26 protein-coding genes and 2 pseudogenes are annotated in these 24924 nt (G+C 32.8%); 13 read left to right on the forward strand and 15 right to left on the reverse strand.

Annotation, left to right across the window (positions count from 1 at the left end; translation table 11 throughout):
* The first annotated feature begins 191 nt into the window (after positions 1 to 191).
* Positions 192 to 605 (forward strand): hypothetical protein, encoded by a 414-nt coding sequence (locus MHH98_RS10015; protein ID WP_038182409.1) that lies wholly within the window; start codon positions 192 to 194, stop codon positions 603 to 605.
* Between the two features lie 271 nt (positions 606 to 876).
* Here the strand turns inward: MHH98_RS10015 and MHH98_RS10020 are convergent, their stop codons facing one another.
* From MHH98_RS10020 to MHH98_RS10030, 3 genes are all read right to left on the reverse strand, one after another.
* Complete coding sequence (locus MHH98_RS10020; RefSeq protein ID WP_340712729.1) at positions 877 to 1272, reverse strand: hypothetical protein; 396 nt, start codon at positions 1270 to 1272, stop codon at positions 877 to 879.
* A 323-nt stretch (positions 1273 to 1595) separates the two neighbouring features.
* Complete coding sequence (locus MHH98_RS10025) at positions 1596 to 2234, reverse strand: O-methyltransferase (RefSeq protein WP_340712730.1); 639 nt, start codon at positions 2232 to 2234, stop codon at positions 1596 to 1598.
* Entirely contained in the window at positions 2218 to 2607 is a 390-nt protein-coding gene (locus MHH98_RS10030; protein ID WP_340708967.1) for a hypothetical protein, read from the reverse strand. The genes MHH98_RS10025 and MHH98_RS10030 overlap by 17 nt, the downstream gene beginning before the upstream one ends.
* A gap of 268 nt (positions 2608 to 2875) precedes the next feature.
* Between MHH98_RS10030 and MHH98_RS10035 the strand changes: the two genes are divergently transcribed.
* Complete coding sequence (locus MHH98_RS10035; RefSeq protein WP_340712731.1) at positions 2876 to 3436, forward strand: GNAT family N-acetyltransferase; 561 nt, start codon at positions 2876 to 2878, stop codon at positions 3434 to 3436.
* 67 nt (positions 3437 to 3503) lie between these two features.
* Here MHH98_RS10035 and MHH98_RS10040 read toward each other — a convergent pair whose 3' ends face one another.
* Positions 3504 to 4385 (reverse strand): DMT family transporter, encoded by an 882-nt coding sequence (locus tag MHH98_RS10040; protein WP_340712732.1) that lies wholly within the window; start codon positions 4383 to 4385, stop codon positions 3504 to 3506.
* A gap of 272 nt (positions 4386 to 4657) precedes the next feature.
* Positions 4658 to 5320, reverse strand: a complete 663-nt coding sequence (locus tag MHH98_RS10045; protein WP_038182395.1) for a hypothetical protein — start codon at positions 5318 to 5320, stop codon at positions 4658 to 4660.
* Between the two features lie 391 nt (positions 5321 to 5711).
* On the opposite strand from MHH98_RS10045, the gene MHH98_RS10050 reads away from it, so the two are divergent.
* The gene (locus MHH98_RS10050) at positions 5712 to 6341 is read left to right on the forward strand and encodes a hypothetical protein (RefSeq protein ID WP_038182392.1); all 630 of its coding nucleotides are present in this window, start codon (positions 5712 to 5714) and stop codon (positions 6339 to 6341) included.
* 272 nt (positions 6342 to 6613) lie between these two features.
* Here MHH98_RS10050 and MHH98_RS10055 read toward each other — a convergent pair whose 3' ends face one another.
* Entirely contained in the window at positions 6614 to 7144 is a 531-nt protein-coding gene (locus MHH98_RS10055; protein WP_038182389.1) for a GNAT family N-acetyltransferase, read from the reverse strand.
* A gap of 238 nt (positions 7145 to 7382) precedes the next feature.
* Between MHH98_RS10055 and MHH98_RS10060 the strand changes: the two are divergent.
* Together MHH98_RS10060 and MHH98_RS10065 are read left to right on the forward strand one after the other, a co-directional pair.
* Positions 7383 to 7694: pseudogene (locus tag MHH98_RS10060) on the forward strand (daunorubicin/doxorubicin resistance ABC transporter ATP-binding protein DrrA); the annotation flags it as partial.
* A pseudogene (locus MHH98_RS10065) lies at positions 7660 to 8504 on the forward strand (ABC transporter permease). The pseudogenes MHH98_RS10060 and MHH98_RS10065, both read left to right, overlap by 35 nt.
* 105 nt (positions 8505 to 8609) lie before the next feature.
* Here the strand turns inward: MHH98_RS10065 and MHH98_RS10070 are convergent.
* Positions 8610 to 8993, reverse strand: a complete 384-nt coding sequence (locus MHH98_RS10070) for a hypothetical protein (protein ID WP_038182383.1) — start codon at positions 8991 to 8993, stop codon at positions 8610 to 8612.
* Between the two features lie 74 nt (positions 8994 to 9067).
* A complete protein-coding gene (locus MHH98_RS10075; protein ID WP_340712733.1) occupies positions 9068 to 9931 on the reverse strand; it encodes a LysR family transcriptional regulator in 864 nt (287 codons plus the stop codon).
* A gap of 148 nt (positions 9932 to 10079) precedes the next feature.
* Between MHH98_RS10075 and MHH98_RS10080 the strand changes: the two genes are divergently transcribed.
* The 4 genes from MHH98_RS10080 to MHH98_RS10095 all read left to right on the forward strand — a co-directional run bounded on the left by MHH98_RS10080 (position 10080) and on the right by MHH98_RS10095 (position 14860).
* A complete protein-coding gene (locus MHH98_RS10080) occupies positions 10080 to 11267 on the forward strand; it encodes an MFS transporter (protein ID WP_340712735.1) in 1188 nt (395 codons plus the stop codon).
* 498 nt (positions 11268 to 11765) lie between these two features.
* The gene (gene deoD, locus MHH98_RS10085) at positions 11766 to 12485 is read left to right on the forward strand and encodes a purine-nucleoside phosphorylase (protein WP_038182374.1); all 720 of its coding nucleotides are present in this window, start codon (positions 11766 to 11768) and stop codon (positions 12483 to 12485) included.
* 127 nt (positions 12486 to 12612) lie between these two features.
* Positions 12613 to 13944 carry an MFS transporter gene (locus MHH98_RS10090; protein WP_340712737.1) on the forward strand — a complete coding sequence of 444 codons (1332 nt, stop codon included), beginning with the start codon at positions 12613 to 12615 and terminating at the stop codon, positions 13942 to 13944.
* A 175-nt stretch (positions 13945 to 14119) separates the two neighbouring features.
* Positions 14120 to 14860, forward strand: a complete 741-nt coding sequence (locus MHH98_RS10095) for a GntR family transcriptional regulator (protein WP_038182369.1) — start codon at positions 14120 to 14122, stop codon at positions 14858 to 14860.
* Positions 14861 to 14899: 39 nt separating this feature from the next.
* Here the strand turns inward: MHH98_RS10095 and MHH98_RS10100 are convergent, their stop codons facing one another.
* Together MHH98_RS10100 and MHH98_RS10105 are read right to left on the reverse strand one after the other, a co-directional pair.
* On the reverse strand, positions 14900 to 15685 hold the full coding sequence (locus MHH98_RS10100) for a formate/nitrite transporter family protein (RefSeq protein WP_340712740.1): 786 nt from the start codon (positions 15683 to 15685) through the stop codon (positions 14900 to 14902).
* A 415-nt stretch (positions 15686 to 16100) separates the two neighbouring features.
* On the reverse strand, positions 16101 to 17525 hold the full coding sequence (locus MHH98_RS10105) for a DHA2 family efflux MFS transporter permease subunit (protein WP_340708971.1): 1425 nt from the start codon (positions 17523 to 17525) through the stop codon (positions 16101 to 16103).
* Between the two features lie 166 nt (positions 17526 to 17691).
* Between MHH98_RS10105 and MHH98_RS10110 the strand changes: the two genes are divergently transcribed.
* On the forward strand, positions 17692 to 18246 hold the full coding sequence (locus MHH98_RS10110) for a TetR/AcrR family transcriptional regulator (protein ID WP_076034792.1): 555 nt from the start codon (positions 17692 to 17694) through the stop codon (positions 18244 to 18246).
* 85 nt (positions 18247 to 18331) lie between these two features.
* Here MHH98_RS10110 and MHH98_RS10115 read toward each other — a convergent pair whose 3' ends face one another.
* The 5 genes from MHH98_RS10115 to MHH98_RS10135 all read right to left on the reverse strand — a co-directional run bounded on the left by MHH98_RS10115 (position 18332) and on the right by MHH98_RS10135 (position 22080).
* On the reverse strand, positions 18332 to 18982 hold the full coding sequence (locus MHH98_RS10115; protein ID WP_076065386.1) for a hypothetical protein: 651 nt from the start codon (positions 18980 to 18982) through the stop codon (positions 18332 to 18334).
* Positions 18983 to 18994: 12 nt separating this feature from the next.
* Positions 18995 to 19393 (reverse strand): permease prefix domain 1-containing protein, encoded by a 399-nt coding sequence (locus tag MHH98_RS10120; protein ID WP_038182345.1) that lies wholly within the window; start codon positions 19391 to 19393, stop codon positions 18995 to 18997.
* Entirely contained in the window at positions 19390 to 19719 is a 330-nt protein-coding gene (locus tag MHH98_RS10125; protein ID WP_038182342.1) for a PadR family transcriptional regulator, read from the reverse strand. The genes MHH98_RS10120 and MHH98_RS10125 overlap by 4 nt, the downstream gene beginning before the upstream one ends.
* 196 nt (positions 19720 to 19915) lie before the next feature.
* Positions 19916 to 21253, reverse strand: coding sequence for an aminotransferase-like domain-containing protein (locus MHH98_RS10130; RefSeq protein ID WP_076065387.1), 1338 nt, complete (start codon positions 21251 to 21253; stop codon positions 19916 to 19918).
* A gap of 242 nt (positions 21254 to 21495) precedes the next feature.
* A complete protein-coding gene (locus MHH98_RS10135; RefSeq protein WP_038182336.1) occupies positions 21496 to 22080 on the reverse strand; it encodes a LysE family transporter in 585 nt (194 codons plus the stop codon).
* Between the two features lie 117 nt (positions 22081 to 22197).
* On the opposite strand from MHH98_RS10135, the gene MHH98_RS10140 reads away from it, so the two are divergent.
* From MHH98_RS10140 to MHH98_RS10150, 3 genes are all read left to right on the forward strand, one after another.
* Positions 22198 to 22752, forward strand: coding sequence for a helix-turn-helix domain-containing protein (locus MHH98_RS10140; protein WP_038182335.1), 555 nt, complete (start codon positions 22198 to 22200; stop codon positions 22750 to 22752).
* 133 nt (positions 22753 to 22885) lie between these two features.
* Positions 22886 to 23563, forward strand: a complete 678-nt coding sequence (locus MHH98_RS10145) for a GNAT family N-acetyltransferase (RefSeq protein WP_038182334.1) — start codon at positions 22886 to 22888, stop codon at positions 23561 to 23563.
* A 180-nt stretch (positions 23564 to 23743) separates the two neighbouring features.
* Entirely contained in the window at positions 23744 to 24655 is a 912-nt protein-coding gene (locus MHH98_RS10150; RefSeq protein WP_038182333.1) for a DMT family transporter, read from the forward strand.
* Positions 24656 to 24924: the final 269 nt, after the last annotated feature.

The raw sequence follows: 24924 nt of genomic DNA on the forward strand, positions 1-24924 counted from the left end.
CTTCTCAAAAGTACGATATCTTATTACAACGTGTCAGAAATCCTATTAAGCAACAATTGATATGTTGAGAAAAGTATAATGAATGCTATTAAACCGAAGTAGTAGAGTAGTTAAACTTTTGATTGTTGCGTTATAATCAAAAGAAAATATGGTTTTCTTATTGAAGATAAAAGCAAAGGAAGTTGTTATTGATGAGTTTAGCTAGTTATATCGGTTGTTTTGTTGAAATACCTATTACACCTGAGAAAGAGCAGCTTGAGGCTTTATTTTTTGTAGATGATTGTTTTTCAGGGGAAAAAGAAAAAGAAAATGTGAAAAAGCATCAGTTTACGACACCTTATGTTTACGAAGTATCAAGCCATTGGGGAATTGAGATTACAAAACATATGAATCAAGAAACTTGTGAAGAATCGAAAAAGAAACTTATTGCTTTATGTGAAATGATGAATCATTACCTTAAAAAAGGTGATTATTTCGAGTTGTTTAGCTGTTGGGTAGGCGAAGAGAGAGATGAACGAGAAGGAGAAATCACATTAAAACTAGGTGAATTAAATATTGATAATCTCGAAATTCCAGAAAAAACTTACTTACGTATTTATAAATAAATTAATGCTGTTTTCTCAAAGATTGTTTCTTCTCGGAAGAATAGGGTTAAAAGCGACGGAAACCCAGAGATAATCTACAAAATAAGTACTTGTAGAATTAACTCTGGCTTTTATTAATTGTAAATCCTAGAGAGAATATTTATTTCAAATGTCGTTGCATCAAGTTCTAATTCTATTTTACTGTCTTCGATTCCGAGTTCCTCACAACTTATAGATAATTTATTTTCTGACCAACCATTAAATTTAATCAGATCCATTGCTATTGGAATGTCTAAGAGTGTTGTCTATCCTTAATTGTTTCTCCTATTAATTCAATATTGTAATAATCAGCAATAATGAAATCTCCAAAAGGTGTTACTGTTAAATCTTGATATATTGTTTGAGTTTCATCTATTGATTTAAATTCAGTTAATTCGCCACTTACACAATCAATTTGAAATAGATAATCAGAAGTAGCAACTAGAGTCTGATTATGTTTACTAGATAATGCAACAGCTCGTTGCGCTCCTCTAAATTGACCGCACCATTCATAATAATTCTCATCTTCAAATTTGATCCAAGTCCAATCTTGAGAATTCCACTGATTTGAAATATCATAAATTCTCTCTTTGAATTGTCCTGAATATGGTTGTTCTATAATTTCAGCTTTCGTTATCAAACAGTCCATCCTCCAACATTAGTACGTGTTATCACTTATTCATTTTGAGCGCCCTTTACTACAATAGCAACAATCTTCTTGAAAACAGCCTTCATTAAATATCATCTTTAAACCTTGCGATACGCGATATTTTAAAAACAATGCAATACCAATAATTTAAGAGTACTCATATTTTATATAAGATATAGAAATATTTCTAATAGATTTTTATAAAACCCTTTATAAGTAGCATAAGCATAAAGTGTAAAAGCCAATAAAAAACTCCAAGTTGAAAAAATAATCAAAAGGGAGTTAAACTGTCTAACTAAGTATGCGATTTTTAAAAAAATCAATTATTTCTTCACTTTTGAAATAGTCATCCCGTCACCAATTGGGATAAGAATAGATTCTAATTGAGGATGATTCGCCACATTTTCATTAAATTTCTTCATTAATTCGGTATAGCGTTTAGGCTTCACTTCCTGGTCTACTACACTACCTTGAGCAAGTACATTATCAGCTACTATTATAGCTCCTGAATCAGCAAGTTTAATACAATATTCTAAGTAATTTTCATAATTTTCTTTGTCAGCATCGATAAAGAAAAAGTCAAATCGTTTATTATCCTCAACTAGTTTTTCAAGACTCTGCAATGCTGGACCAGTTAGATACAACACTTGATCTCCGAAGCCTGCTTTTGATAGATTGTTGTTTGCTAACTCTGCGTATTTCTCTTCTAATTCAAGAGAAGTTAATTTTCCTTCTTTTCCGAATCCGCTTGCAAGGCAAATTCCACTATAACCTCCTAGTGCACCTATCTCAAGAACATTCTTAGCACCTGAAATGGATACAAGCATAGTTAAAAGTTTACCTGAAGAAGGAGATACCGATATGGAGGGCATTCCATTTTCTTCGATGGATGAAATGACTTCCTCCAAATGAGTATAATTATTTTGGAACACTGAATCGATATAATTATTTATTTGTTTCATTAGTTTCAATTCCTCCTTCATCAATAGCTACTGAATCTTTACTATCCAATTCCGAAATTTCTATTTCTTCAGTATCATTGGAAATATCCATGGCTTCATTCTCTTGTATTTCAAATAATTGAATAAATTCATTGATTACCATATCAATGGCTTTTAATTCACCGACTAAAATTGGATGAATAGATTGAAACTCGGGTTTATCTAACTGCTGCTTAATAGTGGAACGCTTTAGATTCATTCTTTCTAAAAAAGCAATTGCTCTACCTCTACGAAAAGTTTTTGGTCCACGCTCTCCAGAACCACCTCTTCCTTTATGGCGCTCACCTCGATGATGTCCCTCTTTCTTAAAATCCTTAAATTTTCCATCTCTCATTAAAATTCCTCCTTATTTGTATACCATTGTATACAAATTGTTATATTACTGATTGTATACATTTGTATACATATTGTCAATTTTTGATTCAAATGAATAGACTTCAATCGGTATACTGTTTTTTTATTTGTTTTTAATTGAAAAGCTATAGGGGAAGCGCTACAAAAAAAGACAATTCCATCTATTTATAAGGAAAAATATGTTAAAGTTATACTTGGGGATTTTAACATAAAATTCGAATGATGAAGTAAAGTAGGAGGGTAGGAATATGGATATTTCAAATTTACAATTTGAGACGGAAAGATTGATTTTACGTCCTTATAAAAAAGAAGATTATCTCAATTGGTATACACATTTTGATAATCGATTGCCTTCGCAATACAAATATGATGATGGTAAACCTTTAAATATGTCTACATCTACTGAGGAATGGTTTATCGACTGGATAAATGGATTTGATCAATCAGCAAAGAAGGATGAAATGTATATCCTCGGGATTTTCCGCAAAGAAGATGGTGTGAATGTTGGGAAAGTGGAGCTAATAACGATACTGAGGATGGATTATCAATGGGCGATGATGGGTTATTCTATTCATAATCAGTTTTGGAACAAGGGGTATGGAATAGAGAGTGTCAAGGCTGCAACTGAATTGTTTTTCTCGACTTTAGATTTCCATAGAATTGAATTACATATTAATATAGATAACAATCCTTCCAAAACACTGGCTGAAAGAGCAGGGTATCTCTTTGAATGTGAGAGAAATGAGTTTTCTTATGAGGATGACATATGGACGGACTTTTTAATCTATTATAAAAATCGTAGTTATTGAAAAATCAATGCACTTAACAAAGTGAACAAAAAAACAACGGCAGATATATTAGCCGTTGTTTTTTCGTTTAATTTGTCTTTCTTTGCTGGACTAGAAATATAGCTAAACCAATTAAAATAACGACAATACCTACAGCTTGCTCTACGGAAATGACTTCTCCCAAAATGAAGTAAGCAAGAATACAAGTGCCAATCGTTTCTCCTAAAATACTCATTGAGATAACAGAAGTGCTGATCCATTTAATTAGCCAATTGAAAATCGTCTGCCCTAAAATAGTTGCCACAAATGCTAGACCTAATAATGCCCACCATGTAGTTGAAGAGTAGTTAGTAAATGATTCATTCAGGCAAAGTGCATAGATGGCCAAAAAGATTGCGCTACTCCCATAACCTATAACTGAATACGGAATAAGAGATAACTCCTTCCGAACAGATTGTCCAATAAAGAAATAGCCAGTAATAATACCTGCTGCGATAAAGGCTAAAATATCTCCGTATAGTGCGTCGCCGCTTATTTGTAAGTCCTGCCAACCAATAATAAGGCTACCTAAAATCGCCACAAAGCAGCCAATAATAGCCCCTTTAGAAAAGCGTTCTTTAAATAGAAAATAACCCCCAACCATAGAAAATAGAGGTTGTAACGTTACGATTACTGTCGAACTAGCAACAGATGTGTATTCTAAAGATTCAAACCACAATACATAATGAAAGGCTAAAAATAATCCGGAAAGTATCCCTAAGCCCCATTGTTTTATAGTTAATCCAACAAGTTCTTGTCGATATCTATTTTTCCCGATTAAAAAAGGTAACAATATGAGCATCGCAAAAAATAAGCGATAAAATGCAGTAATGGCTGGTGGGGCATCTGCAATTTTTACAAAAATAGCAGAAGTTGATAACGCAAATACAGCAAAGAAGAGCGCTAGGTATGAAAAAAGTGAGGATCGCATGATGTGTACTCCTGTCTAGTTGTTTAAAATCTTGAACAAAGCCTAGTATATTGTACATCATATTAGAGAGAATATTATACTTATAAAGCAACTTTATTTGGTATTTTATAATATAAGTTCAAAAGAAGGGAAAGCACAGTGATTCCATGGTTGAGCATTCTAGAATTACTCACAAATACTATACATAAAACAACTTCAGGATAGTTATGAATTAAAGTATAATTAAGCAAAAAAAGGTGACCCATGATATTCATACACTGGGACACCTTATTTTAGTTGATCTTTACATGTTTATTATTATAAACAAAAACCTCTATTCTTTTGAGTTCATCCTTATAAAATGAATTTGTTAATGACTTCTTGATTTCTAATTGGATTTCTTTTCCTCGATTGATATTGAATAAAGTGGTTTTTTGTATAGATGTATTTATTTCTACAAGTAGCTTCTTATCTTTATCTCTTATACGTATACTTTCAATTTCTGTAAATTTTTTAGCTTTAAGGTCTTCTTGAAATTTCGTAGTTAGTTCATCATTTCTTTCTAATGCTAATTCCTCTGCATCTGGGTAATCTATGACTTGCTTATAAACATCGATTGAATAATTTTTAAAAAGTGTTTGTTGTGATGATTCATGAATGATCTTTTTAATACTATTTTCAATTTTGTTAATATATTGTTGGTTACTATTTACTTGTATATTAATTTCTTTTACTTGAGAATCAAAACCGAGTGTAACTATTTTAAAATTTTGTTCCATTAGTTTGGGGTGTATTTTTTTCATTAAAACTTGAAAATTATCATTTAATACTTTTTCCGAATGTGTTCCAGGTTCCATTGCAAATGCGATTTTAGTATTTCGATATGCATCGTGTAACCAAATCCCACTAAAGAGTAAACAAAAGATAAAACCAACTGAGGCTATATTTTTTTTCAAATTGAATATCTCCCTCCACAAATTTTAAATGTCTATAATTCGCTGACAGTGCCAAAAATTTTAAAATCCAATATAGTATGTTCTATTCAGAAAAAATAATAAAAACAAAATAAAAACAAAATTTCACAGTTTTAAGAAAAGAAATTCATAGTTACAGGATATGTCTTTTTATCGGTTATCAAAATACAACTTTAGGTGATAGGACTTAATATGGCTAATTTTACATAAAATTTAGTTGGATCAATTTAACTATTATAATCAAATTAATGGGGATTTTAACCTGTTTTATTATAAAAAGTACTAAAAAATGGTTATATTATGATAGAATTTGTGAATGTGGATATTTATTGAAAAGAAATATCTGTTTAAAAAAAGGAAGGAAGTGTAGGCTTTGATGAAAAAAAGCGGAAAGAAACTTAAAAAAGGTATGGTCATGTCAATGGTCGTAGCAAGTACACTATTATTAAGTACATTGGGAGGAGTAGAAGCTCAAGCTGCAACAAATAAAACACAGCAAATAACTAAATCTGCAGCCGTTACACAAGTGTCTGCGACGGTCTCGAAAAAAGGAGTATTAACTTACCCTAAGAAATTCAGTATGAAAAAGGTAACAAGTGAATTAAAACCAGAAGCGGCTAAACTTATAAAAATCTATGGTAACTCCCTTAATACAGGAAAAACTACCTCTTTCAATTCTTATGTAAACAAACATGTAGCTGAGCACGGAAAAAACGACTATTTACTTGGTCACAAATATACTAAGGACAATTATAGTAGAAAAATAAAAGGCATGCGAAAAGTCAATTCCAAGAAAATATTATCTACTTATTCTAAGGCTCTAAACAAAGTCTCAACTTCCAAGGTAAAAGTTTATGATACATATAAAGGAAAGGGATTTGCTACATTTACTTATGAATATCGACCAAAAGAATTTGATGCTTTTGGAACTATCGCTATAAAATTTAGTTTTACTCAACTGAAAAATGGTAAATATGTGTTGGAATATCTTTATTATCTTTAATAAGACACTGGAATAATCTAAGACGGTAATCTATTAAAGTGTGGGGAGCCTGGATGTGCATAGTTGTATTTGAAAAAGTGTATTAATAAAAGCATTCATAATGAATTGCCTTTTTTCTAGCGCTATTCATATCGATGTTCTAAACCAATAAACTTATAAATGAATTAAAACCCGCTATATGCAAAATAAAAGCAGAACTAAAAGATAATCTTTAGTTCTGCTTTTATAGTTTATGGAACACGTGGACGTCCTTGAAGATAAATGCGCAAAATCTAAATAAATAATCCCATTACCAATGTATTATAGTAAACGCCATTAATGAAATTGTCTTTTTTTAGGAGTCCTTCTTTTTCAAAACCGAGCTTTTCGTATAATTCAATGGCGAAAGTATTATCTTCTCTCGTAACAAGACTAATTTTTTTAGTTACCCCATTTGAAGTTGCCCAATTAATCAGTTCTTCCATCAATATTCTACCTAATCCTTGTCCAACCAACTGTTCGCTCACAACAATGCCTAATGTTCCAACATGTTTCGTTCTATCTTTTTGGCTAGAATTAATAGATGCTATGCCTATAATTACATCCTCTAAAGTTGCTATTAAAATTATAGAGTTTTGTTCCAGTGATGTAGAATCTATAAACTTTTTATACTCCTCCACATCCCTATTAAATTCATTTTTTCCGAATGAAAGAAAATCTGTTTCTCCACCTACGACATTGTAGAAATTAATCATTTGCTGAGCATCATTTCTAGTAGCTTCTTTTATCGTTACTTCATTGCCATTTTTTAAACGAACTTTCATGATAACTATCAACTTCTCTCTATATAAGATGGATATAAAAGATTGATACGATATTTAATTAAATAATGAAGAGCAACTAATCGATTTTCCGATAATGGGTTCTTCTTCGTTAATAACAGATTAGCAAATCTTCTAGAATCGTTCAACTTTAGGTTTTTGCTTCATCATCTAGAAATATTAAGGTGAACAGCGTCATAAGTAAATGAGTGTCTTTTAATTAATTTATACTAGATTTAAAACCTCATCATTACATTTAAGCATTCAAAATCCGCGGGATATAATGGACGCTCGTCAAACCATTGAACAAGTGCTTAAAGTTCAGACATCAATTTCTTCGGAAGTGGGGAAGATAACGGCCCCAATGGCGGATGCTGACAAAGTCACAGATCTACTGATTGCTCTTCGTCAAAAAGGAATCAGACTAGATGAGATGAGTGTACAGAAACCAACACTAGACGAGGTCTTTTTGACCATTACGGGTCATGGTGCTGAGGAGGCTGCTTCTAAGTCATCCAATGAATCTGATAAAGTGGAGGAGGGTAGAGTATGAGAGGTTCTTCTTAAAGCAGGTTGCTGGACGGCAACTACGAAAAAAAACTAGCTTTAAACAATCGGTAAGTAATTCGTTAACAATGGCTTATCGTGGTGTATTGAAGATTCGACGGACGCCAGAGCAGTTGTTTGACGTCACGCTCCAACCGATCATTTTCACCCTGATGTTCACTTACATTTTCGGTGGAGCTATCTCGGGGAACGTGTAAACTACTTGCCTGTCATCATTCCCGGTATTTTAGTACAGACCGTAATTACGACTTCAATCGTCACAGGTGTGCAACTACGTGAAGATATGGATAAGGGCGTTTTTGATAGATTCAAGTCACTGCCTATCGCGCGGATTGCACCATTGGCGGGAGCATTGTTGGCTGACACTATCCGCTATACAATTGCAACGGTACTCACTTTTACTATGGGTTATATAATGGGGTATCGACCAGAAGGAGGGCTAAGTCACGTTGTTTTAGCTGCGCTTTTAGTCATTGTATGTGCCTGGGCAATTAGCTGGATCTTTGCCTTCTTTGGTGTTATTGCACGTACTGCTTCAAGTGTACAGGGTATCTCTATGATCGTGCTGTTTCCTCTAACGTTTCTTTCAAATGCTTTTGTGCCCGCTGATACTTTACCAAACTGGCTACAATGGTTTGTGAAAATTAACCCGATCTCGCATCTCGTTACCGCTGTTCGAGATCTTGCAAACGCTGGCACAGTAGGTTGGGACCTAATTGCTTCCCTAATAGGAGCAACTGTCATTGTGGCCATCTTTGGACCCATTACGGTCCGTGCATATATGCGCCGGACATAAGATAAAACTCGTACTCATTATCTACGGTAAAAAGTTTCATATAGAATATAAAAAAAGTGTGTTTTGAGTAATTTTTTCAAAACACACTTTTATTTTGTTGTTTTATCAGCCTTCTGAAGACGCTAAATAACGCTTTACTTCGTTCTCAAACTTTACAATTAATATGTTATCGTGATCTTTTACAGAATAAATTTCAGCACCAATTGGTAATTTATTTGCTGCACCATTCTTGAATTCTTCCGGTTTAGATGCTTTAAACTCAATCTCCCCAACATGCTCTTTCTCTACTAATTTCAATTCGTCTACCCAATCAATTCCTGTTTGATAAATAGAATCTCCCCGTTGAAAAATATCAGCATTTGAATCTAACTCTAGTATTTCAGCTGCATCAGGTTTTTCGCTAGTATGTTCTTCAATATCTTGATCCGAACAACCAACTAACCATAAAAGGGATAAAGCAATTAAAAGTAATACTCGATTTAATTTCATAGCATTTGCTCCTTTGTAAAATTTTTCGCGAAAAGTTAATGAATAGGTTGCAAATAATTAGACGAAATAGACGATTATAAGGATTCTTCAAGAATCGATTTAATGACATTTTTTAAATGTAAAATATTCTTCTGCGTACTTTCATTCTTTTTATAGATATAAACAGTGTTAATCTCATTGTTCAACTGTAAATTGTAGCGGTGAATGTTTGTATAGTTATATAAGTCAATTAGCTTCGTATTTAACACAGCGATTGTTTGATCTATATGTAGGAAATCTTGAATACTGCTGACTGATTTAATTTCTTTTATAGTATATGGAATTTGATTTTTCGATAGAAATTCCACCATAGCTCGCGTATACATACAACCTTTACTTAATACAAGCAGTGTAACAGGTGTACGCTCGTTAAAATTAACAACATGAGAATCGTTTGAAATGACCTCGAATGTTTCAGTAGTAATGATGTCATAGGCTAAATCAGGGTAATGTTTAATTGGATTACTTGTAAGTGCACAGTCCATTTCGGAGTTGTGTATTTTTTCATTTATAGAATTACTAGATTCTACTGTGAAATCTACATCCAGTGGAATGTTATTTGTATTTAAAGCATTAACGATAGAAGCTCCATAAATCTTAATTGTTGTATGTGATGCGCCAAAGTTCACTTTTGTTTTCACTTGATCAGCACCAACGGAGTTTAAAAACCCTTGGTATTCTTGTGTAATAAGTTGCAGGTAGTTTTTATACTGAATGCCAACGTTGGTGATTTTTAGTCCTTGGGGGGTACGTTTAAAAACAGGCTGTCCGATTTCTGACTCCATTTTTTTTACTTTAGAAGTAAGTGCAGATTGTGTATAGTTGGTGATTTCGGCGGATTTACTTAAATTTTGACGTTCTAATATTTCAATTTTCAATGCAATTTCTTTGATGTTCATATTACTTGTCACACACCTTATTAAAAATTTTGATAGCGCCTATCATTTTCCTCCATTTTACGCGTAGTAGTATACAGCGTAAACTCTAGTTAACTCATTATACCGAACAAATACATAGGTGTAATAAAAAGATTTTGGAGGTACCTTGATGAATAGTTATACTAAATGGTTAATCGTACTAGTTGCAACACTATCCCAAACGGCAGCAACTTTTGTGACATATGGTATGGGACCAATCGCAACATTTTATCAAATTGAATGGAATTTATCAGCGCTACAAACAGGATTTATCGTTTCAGCTGTTAATATAGGACCTATTTTTTCGATGATTATTTTTGGTTATTGGATGGATAAGAAAGGGGAAAAACAAATCATCGGATGGGGGTCTATTTTATTAGGGCTATCAGCATTAACACTAATATTCGTTAATAATTATATTATTCTGTTGCTGTTATTATTAGTAGTTGGAATCTGGTACGGAAGTGCTCAAACTGGTGGAAGCACGGCTATCGTAAAATGGTTTCCAGACAAACATAGAGGATTAGCTCTAGGCATTAGACAAACTGGTATACCAATTGGCGGAGCTTTAGCCTCAGTTTTACTAACGTATACTTATTATCATTATGAATTGTCTGCAGTACATATTGTACAGGGGATCATCGCAATTGCTGGCGGATTACTTTTCTTAGTAGCGTATCATGAGCCAAAAGAAAATATAGCTACAGCATCTAAATCAGTGTCGTTTAAAGAAAAAATGAATGCAATCAAAAACAACAAGGCGCTGTATCCAATATATATTGTGGGTATTGTAATGATGTCATTGCAGATGATTATCATTGCACACTTCATGAGTTATTTACATATAGAAGGTAATTATTCTTTAACTCAAGCAGGTGAATATTTGAGTCTAATTTTAATAGGGGGGATGGTTGGTCGAGTAGCCATTGCATGGGTGAGTGATCTATTCTTTGAGCAAAATAGAGAAAAACTATTGTTCATTGTAATGGTTGTTACAGTAGTTCTTACGGTAATATTGCCACTAGTTATAAATGCAAAGTTAGTGATGTTACTATTTTGCTTTCTTTTAGGCTTTGTAGCAATCGGTTGGTATTCGTTATTCATTGCTTGTATAACAGAGCAATCAGACCCCCGTTATATTGGCTTAACAGTTAGTTCAGCTTTAACATTAAATCAAGTATTTATCGTCATTGCACCTTCTTTATTCGGTTTAATTGTAAATATATTAAACAGCTATCAAATAGCGCTTTATATAGCAGGAATTATTGTGGCACTAGGAGCGATTAATTTATATAGAACAAAGGTGAGAGTAGCGTAAATTGAGAGTGAGACATGTCCAATATAAGTTTATTAATACAAACTGATTTGAATTAGAATAATGTAGAGCATTCACGATAAGAAATCTTTTTGAGAATGCTTTTTTAGTGTTGTTTAAGTAGAACAAAAAAATATTAAGTACCAATAGGTTCTATATAAGCAATAACAGCATTATTGACCAAGGAACGGTTTAGCATGTATTTTTAGACGAATTTTTTTCTATATATAATAATAAGTTGGTTTCGATTTTATCTATGACAAAATTGTGAAAAGGCTTTCATTTTTATTATAAAAAATTAAAAATAGAATTGAAAAAAGAAATAAATATGTGCTATTTTATTTGTGTACCAATTAGACAACTTATTGTACAAGTTAAATGGTTTATATAAGAGTTGTCTATTTACTTCCTTGAAATGAAAACGCATTAATAATTCCAAGGAAATAGAGCACCTTAGTTTAGAACCTACTTAAAAAACTTATTTAAAAGGAGACTTATTCAATGAGTACAAAGCACAAAGAAACACCACACATAAAACCTAATGGAGTAGAAATTGCAGAAACAATCCTATTACCAGGGGATCCATTACGAGCTAAATTTATTGCAGATAATTTTTTAGAAGATGTAGTTCAGTTCAATGAAGTGCGTGGCATGCTTGGATATACAGGTACTTTTAAAGGGAAAAAAATCTCTGTAATGGGTACAGGTATGGGAACTGCTAGTATTGGTATCTATTCTTGGGAGTTAATAAATGTTTTCGGCGTTAAAAACTTAATTCGTATTGGGTCTGCGGGTTCAATTCAAGATGACCTAAACTTATATGATATTGTGTTTGCAATGGGATCTGCGACAGATTCTAATTACGCACACCAATTTAATCTACCAGGTCATTATTCAATTACTGCATCATATGAATTACTTGAAAAAGCTAAGAAGGTAGCTGATGAAAAAGGATATCCAGTTCGCATTGGGAATGTTCTTGCTAGTGATGTCTTCTACAATGCTGATCCAACAGCAATGGAGCGATGGAGTAAAATGGGCATTTTATGTGCAGAAATGGAGTCTGCTGCACTTTACATGAATGCTGCGCAAGCAGGTGTAAATGCTCTTTGTATCTTAACAATTAGTGACCATATCTTCAAACATGAAAAAACAACGCAATTAGAAAGACAAACAGCATTTACTAAAATGATGGAAATTGCATTGGAACTTGCTGAATAAATAAACTCTATTAACAATTGAAGTCTGTGGGAAAGGAAGTTGTCTATTTTCCCTCTTTCTCACAGACTCTTTCATTGACAAAAAAATCTAGAAAAAAATTTAATATTTCGAGAAGGAGAGCGCTAAAATGGAAGCAATAAATAATAATGCATCTGAAAATCAAAACTTTAATGCAAAAAAAGCCGTACCTGTTATACTGTTTTTCTTCCTTTTTGCCTTGATTATTGATAATTCGTTTAAACTTGTATCTATAGACATCGCAAAAGACCTTGGAATATCAGCAACTACAGTTAGTTGGCAAGCAACATTAGCAGGTCTAGTAATTGGTATTGGGGCAGTAGTTTATGCTTCGTTAGCAGACTCAATTAATATCCGTACGCTTTTAAGTGTTGGTATTATTTTTATCTGTGTCGGATCATTAGTTGGATATCTATTTAAAGACAATTTTGCAATGATTCTTTTTGGACGAATTATTCAAACAGCTGGTTTAGCATCTGCTGAAACATTGTATGTTATTTATGTTACGAAGCACTTACCTAAAGAGGAACAAAAGAAGTTCTTAGGGTTAAGTACAGCTAGCTATGCAATGTCAATGTTAATTGGTTCTTTAACAGGTGGATTTATTTCTACTTACTTACACTGGACAACTTTATTCTTAATTGCTTTATTATCAATCGCTATCCTTCCATTCATCTTGAAGTTATTACCTAAGGAAGAGTCTAGGAAGGTAAATGTTGATGTAATTGGATTATTCTTAATCGCAGCAATTGCTACAACAGTTATGTTATATATTTCAGACTTTAACTGGCTATACCTAATCGGTTTTGCAGTTGCGTTGGTACTATTCTTAACTTATATCAATAAAAGCTCAAAAGCTTTAATTGATGCATCTTTCTTCAAAAACCAATATTTCATTCGTACGCTACCAATTGTATTTATTATTTACTCAGTACAATTAGGTTATATTTTCGTCTTCCCATTCATTTTAGAGGGGATATATGATTTAAAGTTAGATATGATTTCACTGTTATTAATTCCAGGTTATGTGGCGTCAGTTATCGTTGGTTCCCTTTCTGGTAAAATTGGACAGGTATTAAGCAGTAAACAAGCAACGATGATGGCATTACTTGGTATCGCAGTTGCGTTATTAATTCCAGGATTATTTACTGAAAGCAATGTTGTTATCTATGTACTTTCTATGATTATATTCTCAGGTTCATTCGCGTTAATGTATGCACCTTTACTTGATACTTGTCTTAGCACGATTCCTAAAGAAAAATCCGGAACAGCAATTGGTTTCTACAACTTAACAATTAATGTATCTGGTTCTATCGGTATTGCTTACACTGCAGCAATGCTTGATAAAACAGAAATTTCAACTATTCTAATTACCCTTTCAATTATTGTAGTTGCTGCTTTTGGTTTGTACTGGGTGTTATTAAAAAAATTAGCGAAATAAAATGAATATAAATCTTTCTTGTGAATGTGTCACAGTAAAATCTGGGACACATTTTTTACTATATATTTGAGGAATCAGAAGATTTAGTAAGCTTAAAATAAATGTTATAATACATATTAGAGGAAATAATTAGATGATGGTCCATGATCTGAAAATAGTATAGGTGTGTGAGAAGATGGAATTCAAAATCGCAAACATGCAAGAAAGAAAAAAACCATTATATATTAATGTGTATGATGAATTGTATAAGCTAATTATGAATGGTACGTTTTTGCCAGAAAGCAAATTGCCAGCCGAGCCTGAATTAGCAAAAATGTTCAAGGTCAGTAGAATGACATTAAGGCAGGCTCTTTCTCTTTTACAAGATGATGGATTGCTGAAAAGAGTACACGGTAAAGGGAATTACATTGCAAAGATTTCAAAGAATAATCCCAAAATTGGCTTAGAGAAAATAGGGAATCCTATATATAAATCTCATACGAAACAAATTGACGATGTTGAGATGAGTTTTAGAATTGATTTGGATAGTGAATATACTCAGCAAGTATTATGTAGGAAATCTGCAGCAGTTGTTGCATTTGAGCGTTGGTATAAGAGTGAAGGTGAAGTTGTAGCGTATTCCTTTACTTTTATGGCAATTGAAGCAATATCTGAATTGAATTTAGATTTACAAGATAATGATCAATTATTGGAAATGCTTGAAACTCGAATTTATGAGCTTGCGAATAGATCTACAACTGACATAAAGCGTTCCAGTTCTGTTAATTCTTCATCACAGAAACATAAAGTAGTTGGTGGAGAAGACTGTGATTTATTATTAGAGAGTGTTTTTATTCATGAGGAATATCCATTAGTTTATAATAAATACTATATACCTAAAGAATTTAGTCATTTAAGAATAAATGCTGTGAAGTAAAATGATAAGCCTCTGTAAGAAACTTACAGAGGCTATTTTTTATTCATTATCTTCTATAAATGGTTTGTTTACATAGTAGTACATGGAGGCCATAAACAATGTTCCTCCGATAAGATTGCCGATTGTGACAGGAATAATATTATGGACAATTCCAGCTATAGTAACTGCATCTGGATGTTGAGTTGCAATTGAAATTGAAAAGGTAACTAAATTGGCAATACTATGTTCATATCCAGAAATAAAAAAACAAAAAACAAATAATATCATCATGGCTATTTTTGGTCCATCGCCCTTAACTGAATAAGGAAGGAAAAAGGCAAGGCAAACAAGCCAGTTACAAAGAACGCCACGGAAGAACAATTCAAATGTTGGCACTAATGTCTTTCCCTTTGCAACACTAACTAAAAAACTATTTACCGAAGGATCATTGAAAAGTCCAGTAGCATATATCAACAATGCAAAAAGAATGGCACCGAGGAAATTTCCGACGTAACTATATGCCCAAAGCTTGCCTACATCCTTCCAGGCCATCTGCTTGCGTAAGGTAGCATATGTATAGTAAAAGGTATCACCAGTGAACAAGTCGCCACCACCATAATAAATCATGATAATCGCCACCCCGAAAGTCATAGCTGCAACCGGATAGGCAAATGGAGAATGTTCTAGGTAAAAGAAATTACCAGTTTTAAACGCTACAATCACACCAAAGCCAATGAACAAACTTGCAAGGATTGCTCTTAAGAGGTAAATGATAGTACTATGACGGTGAATAAATAATCGTTTTAATGCCAAAGCTTCTATCTTTGATAATGGTTCTTTTTCCAATTGAAATCACCACGCTATTTAGTATAGATTGGATTTTGCCAATCTTTTTTACTCGTTTAGTATCTAATTTGTCGGCGCAACTTACGGTAACGCGAATTTTGTCGTTATGTAGAACTATTATTAACAATTAGGGTTGGATTTTATGCATGAAGGATTATTCCAGAGATAATTAAATAGAAGACAAGATTTGAAGTTGTTCTTTTTAGTTAATTAAGAAATGCAATATAAAATAAATTCACTCTTACTAAATGAAGTTGTTTAATCAAAAATCTTTCAATCTAAATGGGATTCTTATCAATTATAATTAAAAACACCCTGTTCAAAATGAAATTTTTTGAACAGGGTGTTTTTTGATATAGTATAGTGTCCAAATCACAATATCTTTCTTTATATAAAAGAAGTGATTTTTAACATTTTACTTATTTTTTGACGGCGTAAACAAGGTGAAAACGAGGGCTATAATAGCTAAAATTGTCATGAAATAATAAGCATCACTTGAGCCTAAAATGGAAGCAGCTGTTCGAATCATATCAGAACTAGCGCCTGAATTCTCCTGCACTATTGTAAGGGCATGGTCTGCAGACTGCGCCGTATAAATTGTAATTACTACCGCAGTTCCGATTGCTCCGGCTAATTGGCGAACGGTATTATTGACCGCCGAGCCATGTGTTCCAAGTTCTTTTGGTAACGCATTAAGCCCCGCAGTATTCAAAGGCATTGTGAGAAAGCTTAAACCAATGCGAAGGAAAATCGTCCGGATCATTAAATACAAATACGTTGTTGATTCTGTTAAATCTGTTACAGCCCACATGGAAGGAATAATAAACATTAAACCAACAATAAACAAAGGCTTTGCACCAAATCGGTCATATAATTTACCAGTAACAGGTGACATAAAAGCATTCACGAGTGCCCCAGGTAATAATAATAGTCCAGCATCAAATGCTGTGAAACCTCGGCCGTTTTGTAAATAAATTGGAAGTAAAATCATATCCGCATACATTATTATCGTAATTAACACGTTTATCAGAGAAGTTGCTGTAAATACTTTATTTTTAAAGACAGATAAATTTAACAAGGGATCCTCTGAATAGGATTGTCGAATACAGAAAACAGCTGTAATAATCAACCCTAATACTAATGAAAGAATTACAACTACATCGCCCCAACCTTTACTGCCAGCATAACTAAAACCATATAAAACCAAACCAAATCCAATCGTTGATAAGATAACACTGAACACATCCAGCTTAGCCTTAGATGTTTCCGATACATTCATTAAATATTTCAATGCAAGTAAAATAACGATTACTACAAGCACAGATAGTCCTATAAATAACCAACGCCAAGAATAATATTCAATGACAAAACCTGATAACGTTGGTGCAATGGCAGGCGCGAAAATTATTGCTAAACCTAATAGTCCCATGATACTGCCGCGTTTTTCAACGGGGAAAATAACCAACACGACTCCCATCATTAGAGGCATTATTATCCCAGCACCTGCAGCTTGAATCATACGTCCAGCTAAAAGTATGCCAAAGCTTGGTGCCAAAGCACAGATGATAGAACCAATTAATAAAAGTAGCATTGCGCTCAAAAATAACTGACGAGTCGTAAAACGTTTCATTAAATAAGCAGTTGTTGGTACTAACACCCCATTAACGAGCATAAATCCTGTTGCAAGCCATTGTATCGTCGTTGCCGAAACATTAAAAATGTCCATTAAACTACTTAAGGCAACATTTAATAAAGTCTGATTCAATGTAGATAAAAAACAACCAAGAATTAAAACCGTTAATAATATTCCTTTATTGATTTCTTTATTCGTTTGTAGCATTTATGAAATCCTCTCTTTATTGCTTAATTGACACATAGTCGATAAAATATATGATAACAGTATTAAAATAAGTTGCCTATTCACAATATTAATGAATTTGTCGACTAAACAACGAAATAATAATTTTTGTTGATTAAATAAATGATAATCGATAAAGAGGGATAAAATGTCTATGCATAAAAAACAAGATCCACGTGCATTGCGCTCTAAAAAAATGATGAAAGATGCGGTATTTTCGTTACTTTCCGAAAATCAGGATGTTGCTCAACTGACTGTACAAAAAATTACAAATCGTGCGGAGCTCAATCGTGCCACGTTTTATTTACATTATGAGGATATTAACGATTTGATAAGTCAAATTGTACAAGAAATCTTCGACGAACTGTCGTTGAAAACTGAACCATTACTCCAAATAAAGAATTTAGATAAGCAGGAATATTTGCTGGGATTTTTAGATTATATATATGAATATCGGAAAATTTTTGCTGTATTTATAGGGCACAACGAGTTCAAAAACAGCTTATTTGAATTTTTGAAAAATGTAATACACATGCGACGTAGTGAAAGAAACATTGCCACTACAGAGAATACTGTAGCTTTGGAGATCATTGCAGCCTCTCTTTTAGGAATTATTAATTGGTGGATAAAGGATGGAATTCAATATAGTTCAGAATACGTTGCTAAACAAATTACCTCAATGTACAAAAAGAAGCCGTTATAAGTCAAATACAACAATGAACAGTATATACAAAAAGGCGCCAAGTAAATTGGCGCCTTTTCAGCATACAAATTGTTGTTCTCAATAATTAATGTTCATTAATATCTTTGTAAATTTTCTTTTTATAGACATAAAAGTACATACTAAGTGGCCACCACATCACTAAAAAGATTGGGTAAATAGCCCATATTGTTCCAGGGGAGGAGACAAAATTTACTGTTATGAAAAAGATACTAATTAGTATGCTTGCGTAAATAGAAAACGCTACGAAAGTTCTTTTTTTAGCATGATATAAAGCTAATGGCCACCACATTATTAAGAAAGCAGGGTAAATAGCCCATGGATATTGTGGTGAGAGTGTAATGTTTAGTATTGAATAATAGATGATTGTGGTTGCACAGAATATAAGTGCGATTTTTATAGATTTAGCTTTTTCTCCTAAAATCATAAGAATAGGCCAACATATAATTGGATAAACAGCGTACAAAAACCATAAATGGTTTGGTGAATATAAATAATTTTCTATAATGAGGAAAGAAATCAACATAATACTACAGAAAATCGAATGTTGTTTGTACATTTTCTTAGACATGAAGTAAAGGGTAATTGGCCATAGTATAAGCAGTAAACTAGGATAAATAAACCAGATATCATCTGGTGATGTTATAGAATTGGTGATTACTAAAAATAGAATAGTCATAATACTACCAGCTGCGGCAAAACTAATGTAATTTTTCATTTTCTATTTACCTCATTTCTTACGTGACCATACGAAGTACATTGATAGAGGCCACCATAAAATAGCGAAGATTGGATAGATTGCCCAAATTGTATTTGGAGTATAGTACAGGTTGATAAAAACAAAAAAGGCGATAATTAAACCGCTTCCCCAAATGGAAAACTCTAAATTTAATCTAGCCATGTTTTTCTTGGCAGGCTGCTTCACACCTAATTCTTTTTTTAATTCTTCAATATCTCCAAATTCAACTATGGCTTTATTAATTGCATCTTCTTCTTCCTTTCCATGTTCCATTAAATAGAACACTTTTTCTTCGAGATTTTGTATAATTTCTTGCTTAACCATCACTGTTTCGTTATTGCTAGGAATGTCCTTAAATAACTCATCAATATGATTTTTTAATTTCTTCATTCTAAACCCTCCATAAACAAGTTGATAATTTCCTTTACTTCCGTCCATTCACTTACAAGCTCTTTTAGATATGCTTTTCCTAATGTGGTAATGCGGTAATACTTTCTTTTTCCTCCATGAGAGATATCACCATAATATGCTTCAATAAGTTCTCTTTTTTCTAATCGTTGAAACACTGCGTATAAAGTTGCTTCTTTAATTTGAAAACGATTATTTGTACGTAAACTAATTTCCTGAGATATTTCATAACCATAGCGATCTTTCTCTAAAATCAGTCGTAAAATAATTGAATCCAAGTGTCCACGAATGATATCGCTTCTAACCATAAGTCACCTACTTAGATGTTATTGTTCTACCTGATAGAGTAATGTTAGCAAAAAGTACTCTGCCTGTCAAAGTAATTTTATAAAAAGAATTTTTATAGATGTATTCGATACTAGGAGTACTATATGAACAAGTCTTTAAACGGTTTTTATACAAAAAAAACTGAAACAAAACCATGGAGGTATTGTTTCAGTAACACTAAAAGTAGTTATCCAGATTGTTTAATGTATTCGCAATTTCTTTTATCCCACCTTCAATTTTCTCATCTTCTATCGTTGAGACATTAATTTTTAAAATACGCTCACGATAAAAGTCGGTCAAATAGTTATGATCAATTGGGTTAAATAAAATTTGTTTTTGGCTTAAATAATGGATTATTCGATTTAAATCTACTTCTTTAGGAAAGACGATATGGCTATGCATACATATTTCTGAAGAAGCTTGGTACATAGGTAAATGTGTTTTTATCGAGTGCTGAAGAATTTTTCCACGTTTATGATAGTTTTCATGCACTTGTGCACGATATCGTTCGAACATGCCACTTTTTAAATAAAGTTCAAGTGCAGCTTGTGAAATCATAGAGCTGTCAATATCGGTCGTGTTTTTATGTTGTTGAAAAATGTTAATTAATACATTCGGTAAAATAGCAAATCCAATACGTAGTCCCGGGAACATGATTTTAGAAAAGCTTTTTAAATAGATAACTCTGTCATTTGTATCTATAGCGAACATTGGATCACGTTTTGAATTGTACTCAAAGTCAGCTAAAAAGTCATCTTCAACAATATAGACATCATACTGATTGGCCAAATAAAGAATCGCTTCTTTCTCCTTTTTACTATAAGAAGTACCTAAAGGATTATGGAACCGTGGCATTGTGTAGAAAAACTTAATCTCATTCTTACGGAAGATCTGCTCCAGTTCTTTTAAATCAATGCCATTTGTAGAGCGTTTAATACCTATAACAGGCAGTTTGTATGTTTTTAGAAAATCCATATATAAATGATAGCTTGGTTGTTCTACAAGTATAGTTTTGTGGTTGTTCGGGAAGGGCATAAGGCTAAGTAAGGATAGTGCTTGTTGTACACCTGAAGTAATAAAGATATTGCTGTTATCTGTAAATACTTGATACGATTCTAATAATTTCTTTGCCTCTGAGATTAATGAGGGTAATCCTTTAGCTGTACCATATTTAAATAAATCTGTTTGATATGTATCAATGGCTTTGTTCATGCAATGCTGAAAATCTTGATATGGGAATGCATGCCATGTTGGAGATGAAGTAGCGAAATCAATTATATTAGTTGATGTTGGTTTTTGTGCAATTTGATGGTCTACGACGTAATAGCCGCTTTTCGGAATAGCATATATTAAATGTTGGTCTTCAAGTTTTTGTAATGCTGTAAGAATAGTGCTTTTACTGCAAGAAAACTGTTGTGCTAATTGCCGAATTGCCGGTAATTTTGCACCAGATGGCAGGTCAGCATTATGTATACGGGTGCAAAGATCATGATAGATTAATTCATATTTGAGCATGTTGTGCCTCCTTGCAAATTTGTAGTTAACGAACAAAATAGTTTTTGAAATATAATAAAGTTCTTCAAAAATTGAAAAGGTAACTTCGAAATTCCGCATTACTAGTAATGGTGATTGCCATAAGATTTGTCGGGTAGTTGAATATTTCTCAAATTTGATTAAAACAAGTAGTTAGCCTTTAAACAAAAAAGCGACCGAATCTTGTCGCTTTTATCTATTAAAACATTCATTCTACTATTATTCTATTTGATAAGAATTGAAAAAGCACTATATGCCAATAAAACGGCCATAACTATATTAAATTGTTGCCTGTAATGTAATAAGTGCTTTTGAAAAATAGAACCAAATAAACTCCAACTAAATGTACTCATTACACCAACCATTCCTAAAAATACTGAGAAAAGAAAGTAGCTGGAATATGAATTGTAGTAGGGGAGAATGAAAGTTGATACTACTGTAATACCAAAAAGAATACCTTTTGGATTAACAAATTGTAACAAGATACCTATGAAGAAACCTTTACTTTTACCTTCATCATTGCCACTGTCATGATCCTTACTAGTAAGGATTTTATAAGCCAAATATAACATATAAGCCACACCAAAAATCGTCAAAGGAAGTTCAATTATTGGCAGAGCACTTATAAGGATGTTATTTAAAAAAGTACACAATAATGTGATGGCAAAAAATCCAACACCTACTCCTAGACAAAACCTAAATGTCTTTTTATAACCATGTTTATTCGCAAACGCCATTGACATGATATTATTGGGACCTGGGGTGAAACTGGAAATAAAAACAAATAATAAAAATGAAAATATAGGCATATAGGGACCTCCCTTTAAATTCGTATGTTATAATGTTCGAAATAAACAATATAACGACTACGTGCTTTTTATTATACATAAAGGTCGTTATATTGTACACGGAATAGGAGTGAGTTTATGGAAGAAATACAACTTATTCTTGCAAAGAATTTAAAAGCGATTAGAGAGAAAGAAAAATTAAGTTTGGAGAAGGTATCTCAACTAAGTGGAGTAAGTAAAACGATGATAGGGCAAATAGAAAGAGGAGAGTCAAGTCCAACTCTGACTACGATTTGGAAAATAGCTAATGGATTAAAGATATCCTTTACTTCACTAATAAATAATCCACAACCAGATACTAAAGTTGTTTTAAAAAGTGAAATTCAAGTATTGTCTGAAGACAATGGACGTTATAGAGTCTATCCCTCATTTCCTTTCCAAGAGGATAGACGCTTTGAAGTTTACTCGGTTGAAATAGAAAAAGAAGGGGCATTAAGCTCTGATTCTCATAGAGAGGGAACTGAGGAATTTATCACTGTTTTTGATGGAGAAGTAACGATTAGTGTAAGTGACAGTAGTTATATTTTAAAAAGTGGTGACTCAATCAGATTTAAGGCTGACAGACCTCACAAATATCATAATTCGGGGGACACTTTAACACGTTTAAGTATGACAATCTATTATCCGACCTAGCAATACTTTTTTTGAGATCTAAAGTACAGACAGCTCATTTTTCATCTTCAATTAAAAGGACAGAGAAATAAAAAGTTTTTTTCAAAGACAAAAACGAGCCTAAATTGACATGTTTAATTATGGAGGAATGTTTATGTTATCTGAAATAGAATTAATGGAACATCATGTGAATGTGTTATTTAAACATGATTTTGAAAATCGAGTAACAGTTATAAATGAACCACCATACGATGTTGCACCAAGAATTTTCATTGGAGGAACTAACTTGGGAAGTTTAGTGAGATATTCCAATACGCTGGAAGAGGACCTTGTAGAGAAGTTAGAACAGGCAATAGGAACAAAACCAGGTGCTGAACTAGGGGAAGTAATCAATGTTTTAAGTAGTGACCGTCAAATAAATAATTTATGGATAGGTCCTGCATATGTATTTCCAGATGTAAGAGATAGGGCTGATACTCAAGCAATACAAGTAACTCATGAAAACAAAGAAATGTTAAAGCCTTATTTTCCATATACATTTGAGGATTTTGAGTATAAGCAACCTTGTTTTGTAATAGTTGAGGAAAATATGCCCGTTTCGATTTGCTGTAGTGCTAGGAAGACCACAAAAGCAGACGAAGCAAGTGTATACACACTTGAAGATTATCGTGGTAGAGGATACGGTATAGATGTTACAAATGCTTGGGCAACAGAGGTACAAAAACAAGGACGAATTGCTCTATATAGCACTTCGTGGGATAATTTTGCATCCCAATCTGTGGCAAGGAAGCTAAATTTGCTTCAGTATGGAACAGACATTCATATTACTTAAAGTAACCTTAATGCAATAGACATTTTTTCAACAAACGTACTTAAGTTAAAAAAATGAAATATCTATATATGCTAAACACATCTGTATCGGTACAGATGTGTTTTTTTGTAGTCGTCTAAATATGTGTTTTTTAATACGATAGTTGTACCGGCCGGATTAATCGAAAAGAGGTAATATCGTATGAAAGAAATGAGAAAAGCATATATCGCAGCAATTATATATGCCCTAATAATTGGACTTTCCTTTATGTTTGTCAAAATTGCACTAACGGTGGCAAGTCCATTAGAAACACTGGCACATCGTTTTACAGTTGCATGGATTGTAGCAACGATTTTTCTGTTACTTAGTAAAAATAAACTACAAATTGGATGGAAGGATTTACAAAGAATTCTTCCTTTAGCATTACTTTATCCTATTTTATTTTTTGCTTTCCAAGTGTTTGGTCTAGCGCGTACTTCGTCTTCAGAAGCAGGCATTATTCAAGCTACTATTCCGATTTTCACATTACTGTTAGCTAGTATAATCTTGAAAGAAAATACTTCATTTAAACAGCTAATATGCGTTAGCTTATCAGTACTTGGGGTCATCTTTATCTTCATGATGAACGGGGTAGGGACAGCTAAGGTTAGCTTCATTGGAAGTGGATTTATCTTGTTATCAGCCATTACATCAGCACTTTATAATGTTTTTGCAAGAAAGTTAACGCAACAGTATTCATTGTTTACTTTAACGTATATAATGACACTTTTTGGATTTATAGGTTTTAACGGTATTGCCATTAGTATGAATGTTGTCAATGGTACTACGAAACAATTCTTCCAACCTTTTATGCATTTAGATTTTGTTTTAGCAATTGTCTATTTAGGTATTCTTTCTTCACTTATTACTTCGTTTTTATCTAATTATGCGTTATCGAAAATGGCTGCATCTAAAATGAGTGTTTTCAGTAATGTTGCGACGCTCATTACGATTTTAGCAGGAGTTCTTTTTCTACAAGAGGAATTTCACTATTATCATTTAGTAGGAGCACTAGTGATCATAATCGGAGTCATAGGGACGAATTATTTTGGGAGAGTGGTAAAAAAGGTATAGTAGGAGACATATGACCAGTACTAATAATTCAAACCTCAATCGACTTCGTTGATATCAGAAAACTGTATCCAAGGGAAATGTTCTGTTTATACTAAAGAATCAAGTGGTAACGATAGCTTAAATATTCGACTTGGAGAACAATATTTTGAATCTGATAAAGGTCATTTTGATATAAAAGATGGTTCGTAGTATTGTAAAGTAACGCATTATGAAAATACAGAATGGTCTACTGATATAAAAGTTTATAAAAAAAAGGTGGAAGAATTGTA

The sequence above is a fragment of the Viridibacillus sp. FSL H8-0110 genome (assembly GCF_038003565.1).
Taxonomy (GTDB): Bacteria; Bacillota; Bacilli; order Bacillales_A; family Planococcaceae; genus Viridibacillus; species Viridibacillus arenosi.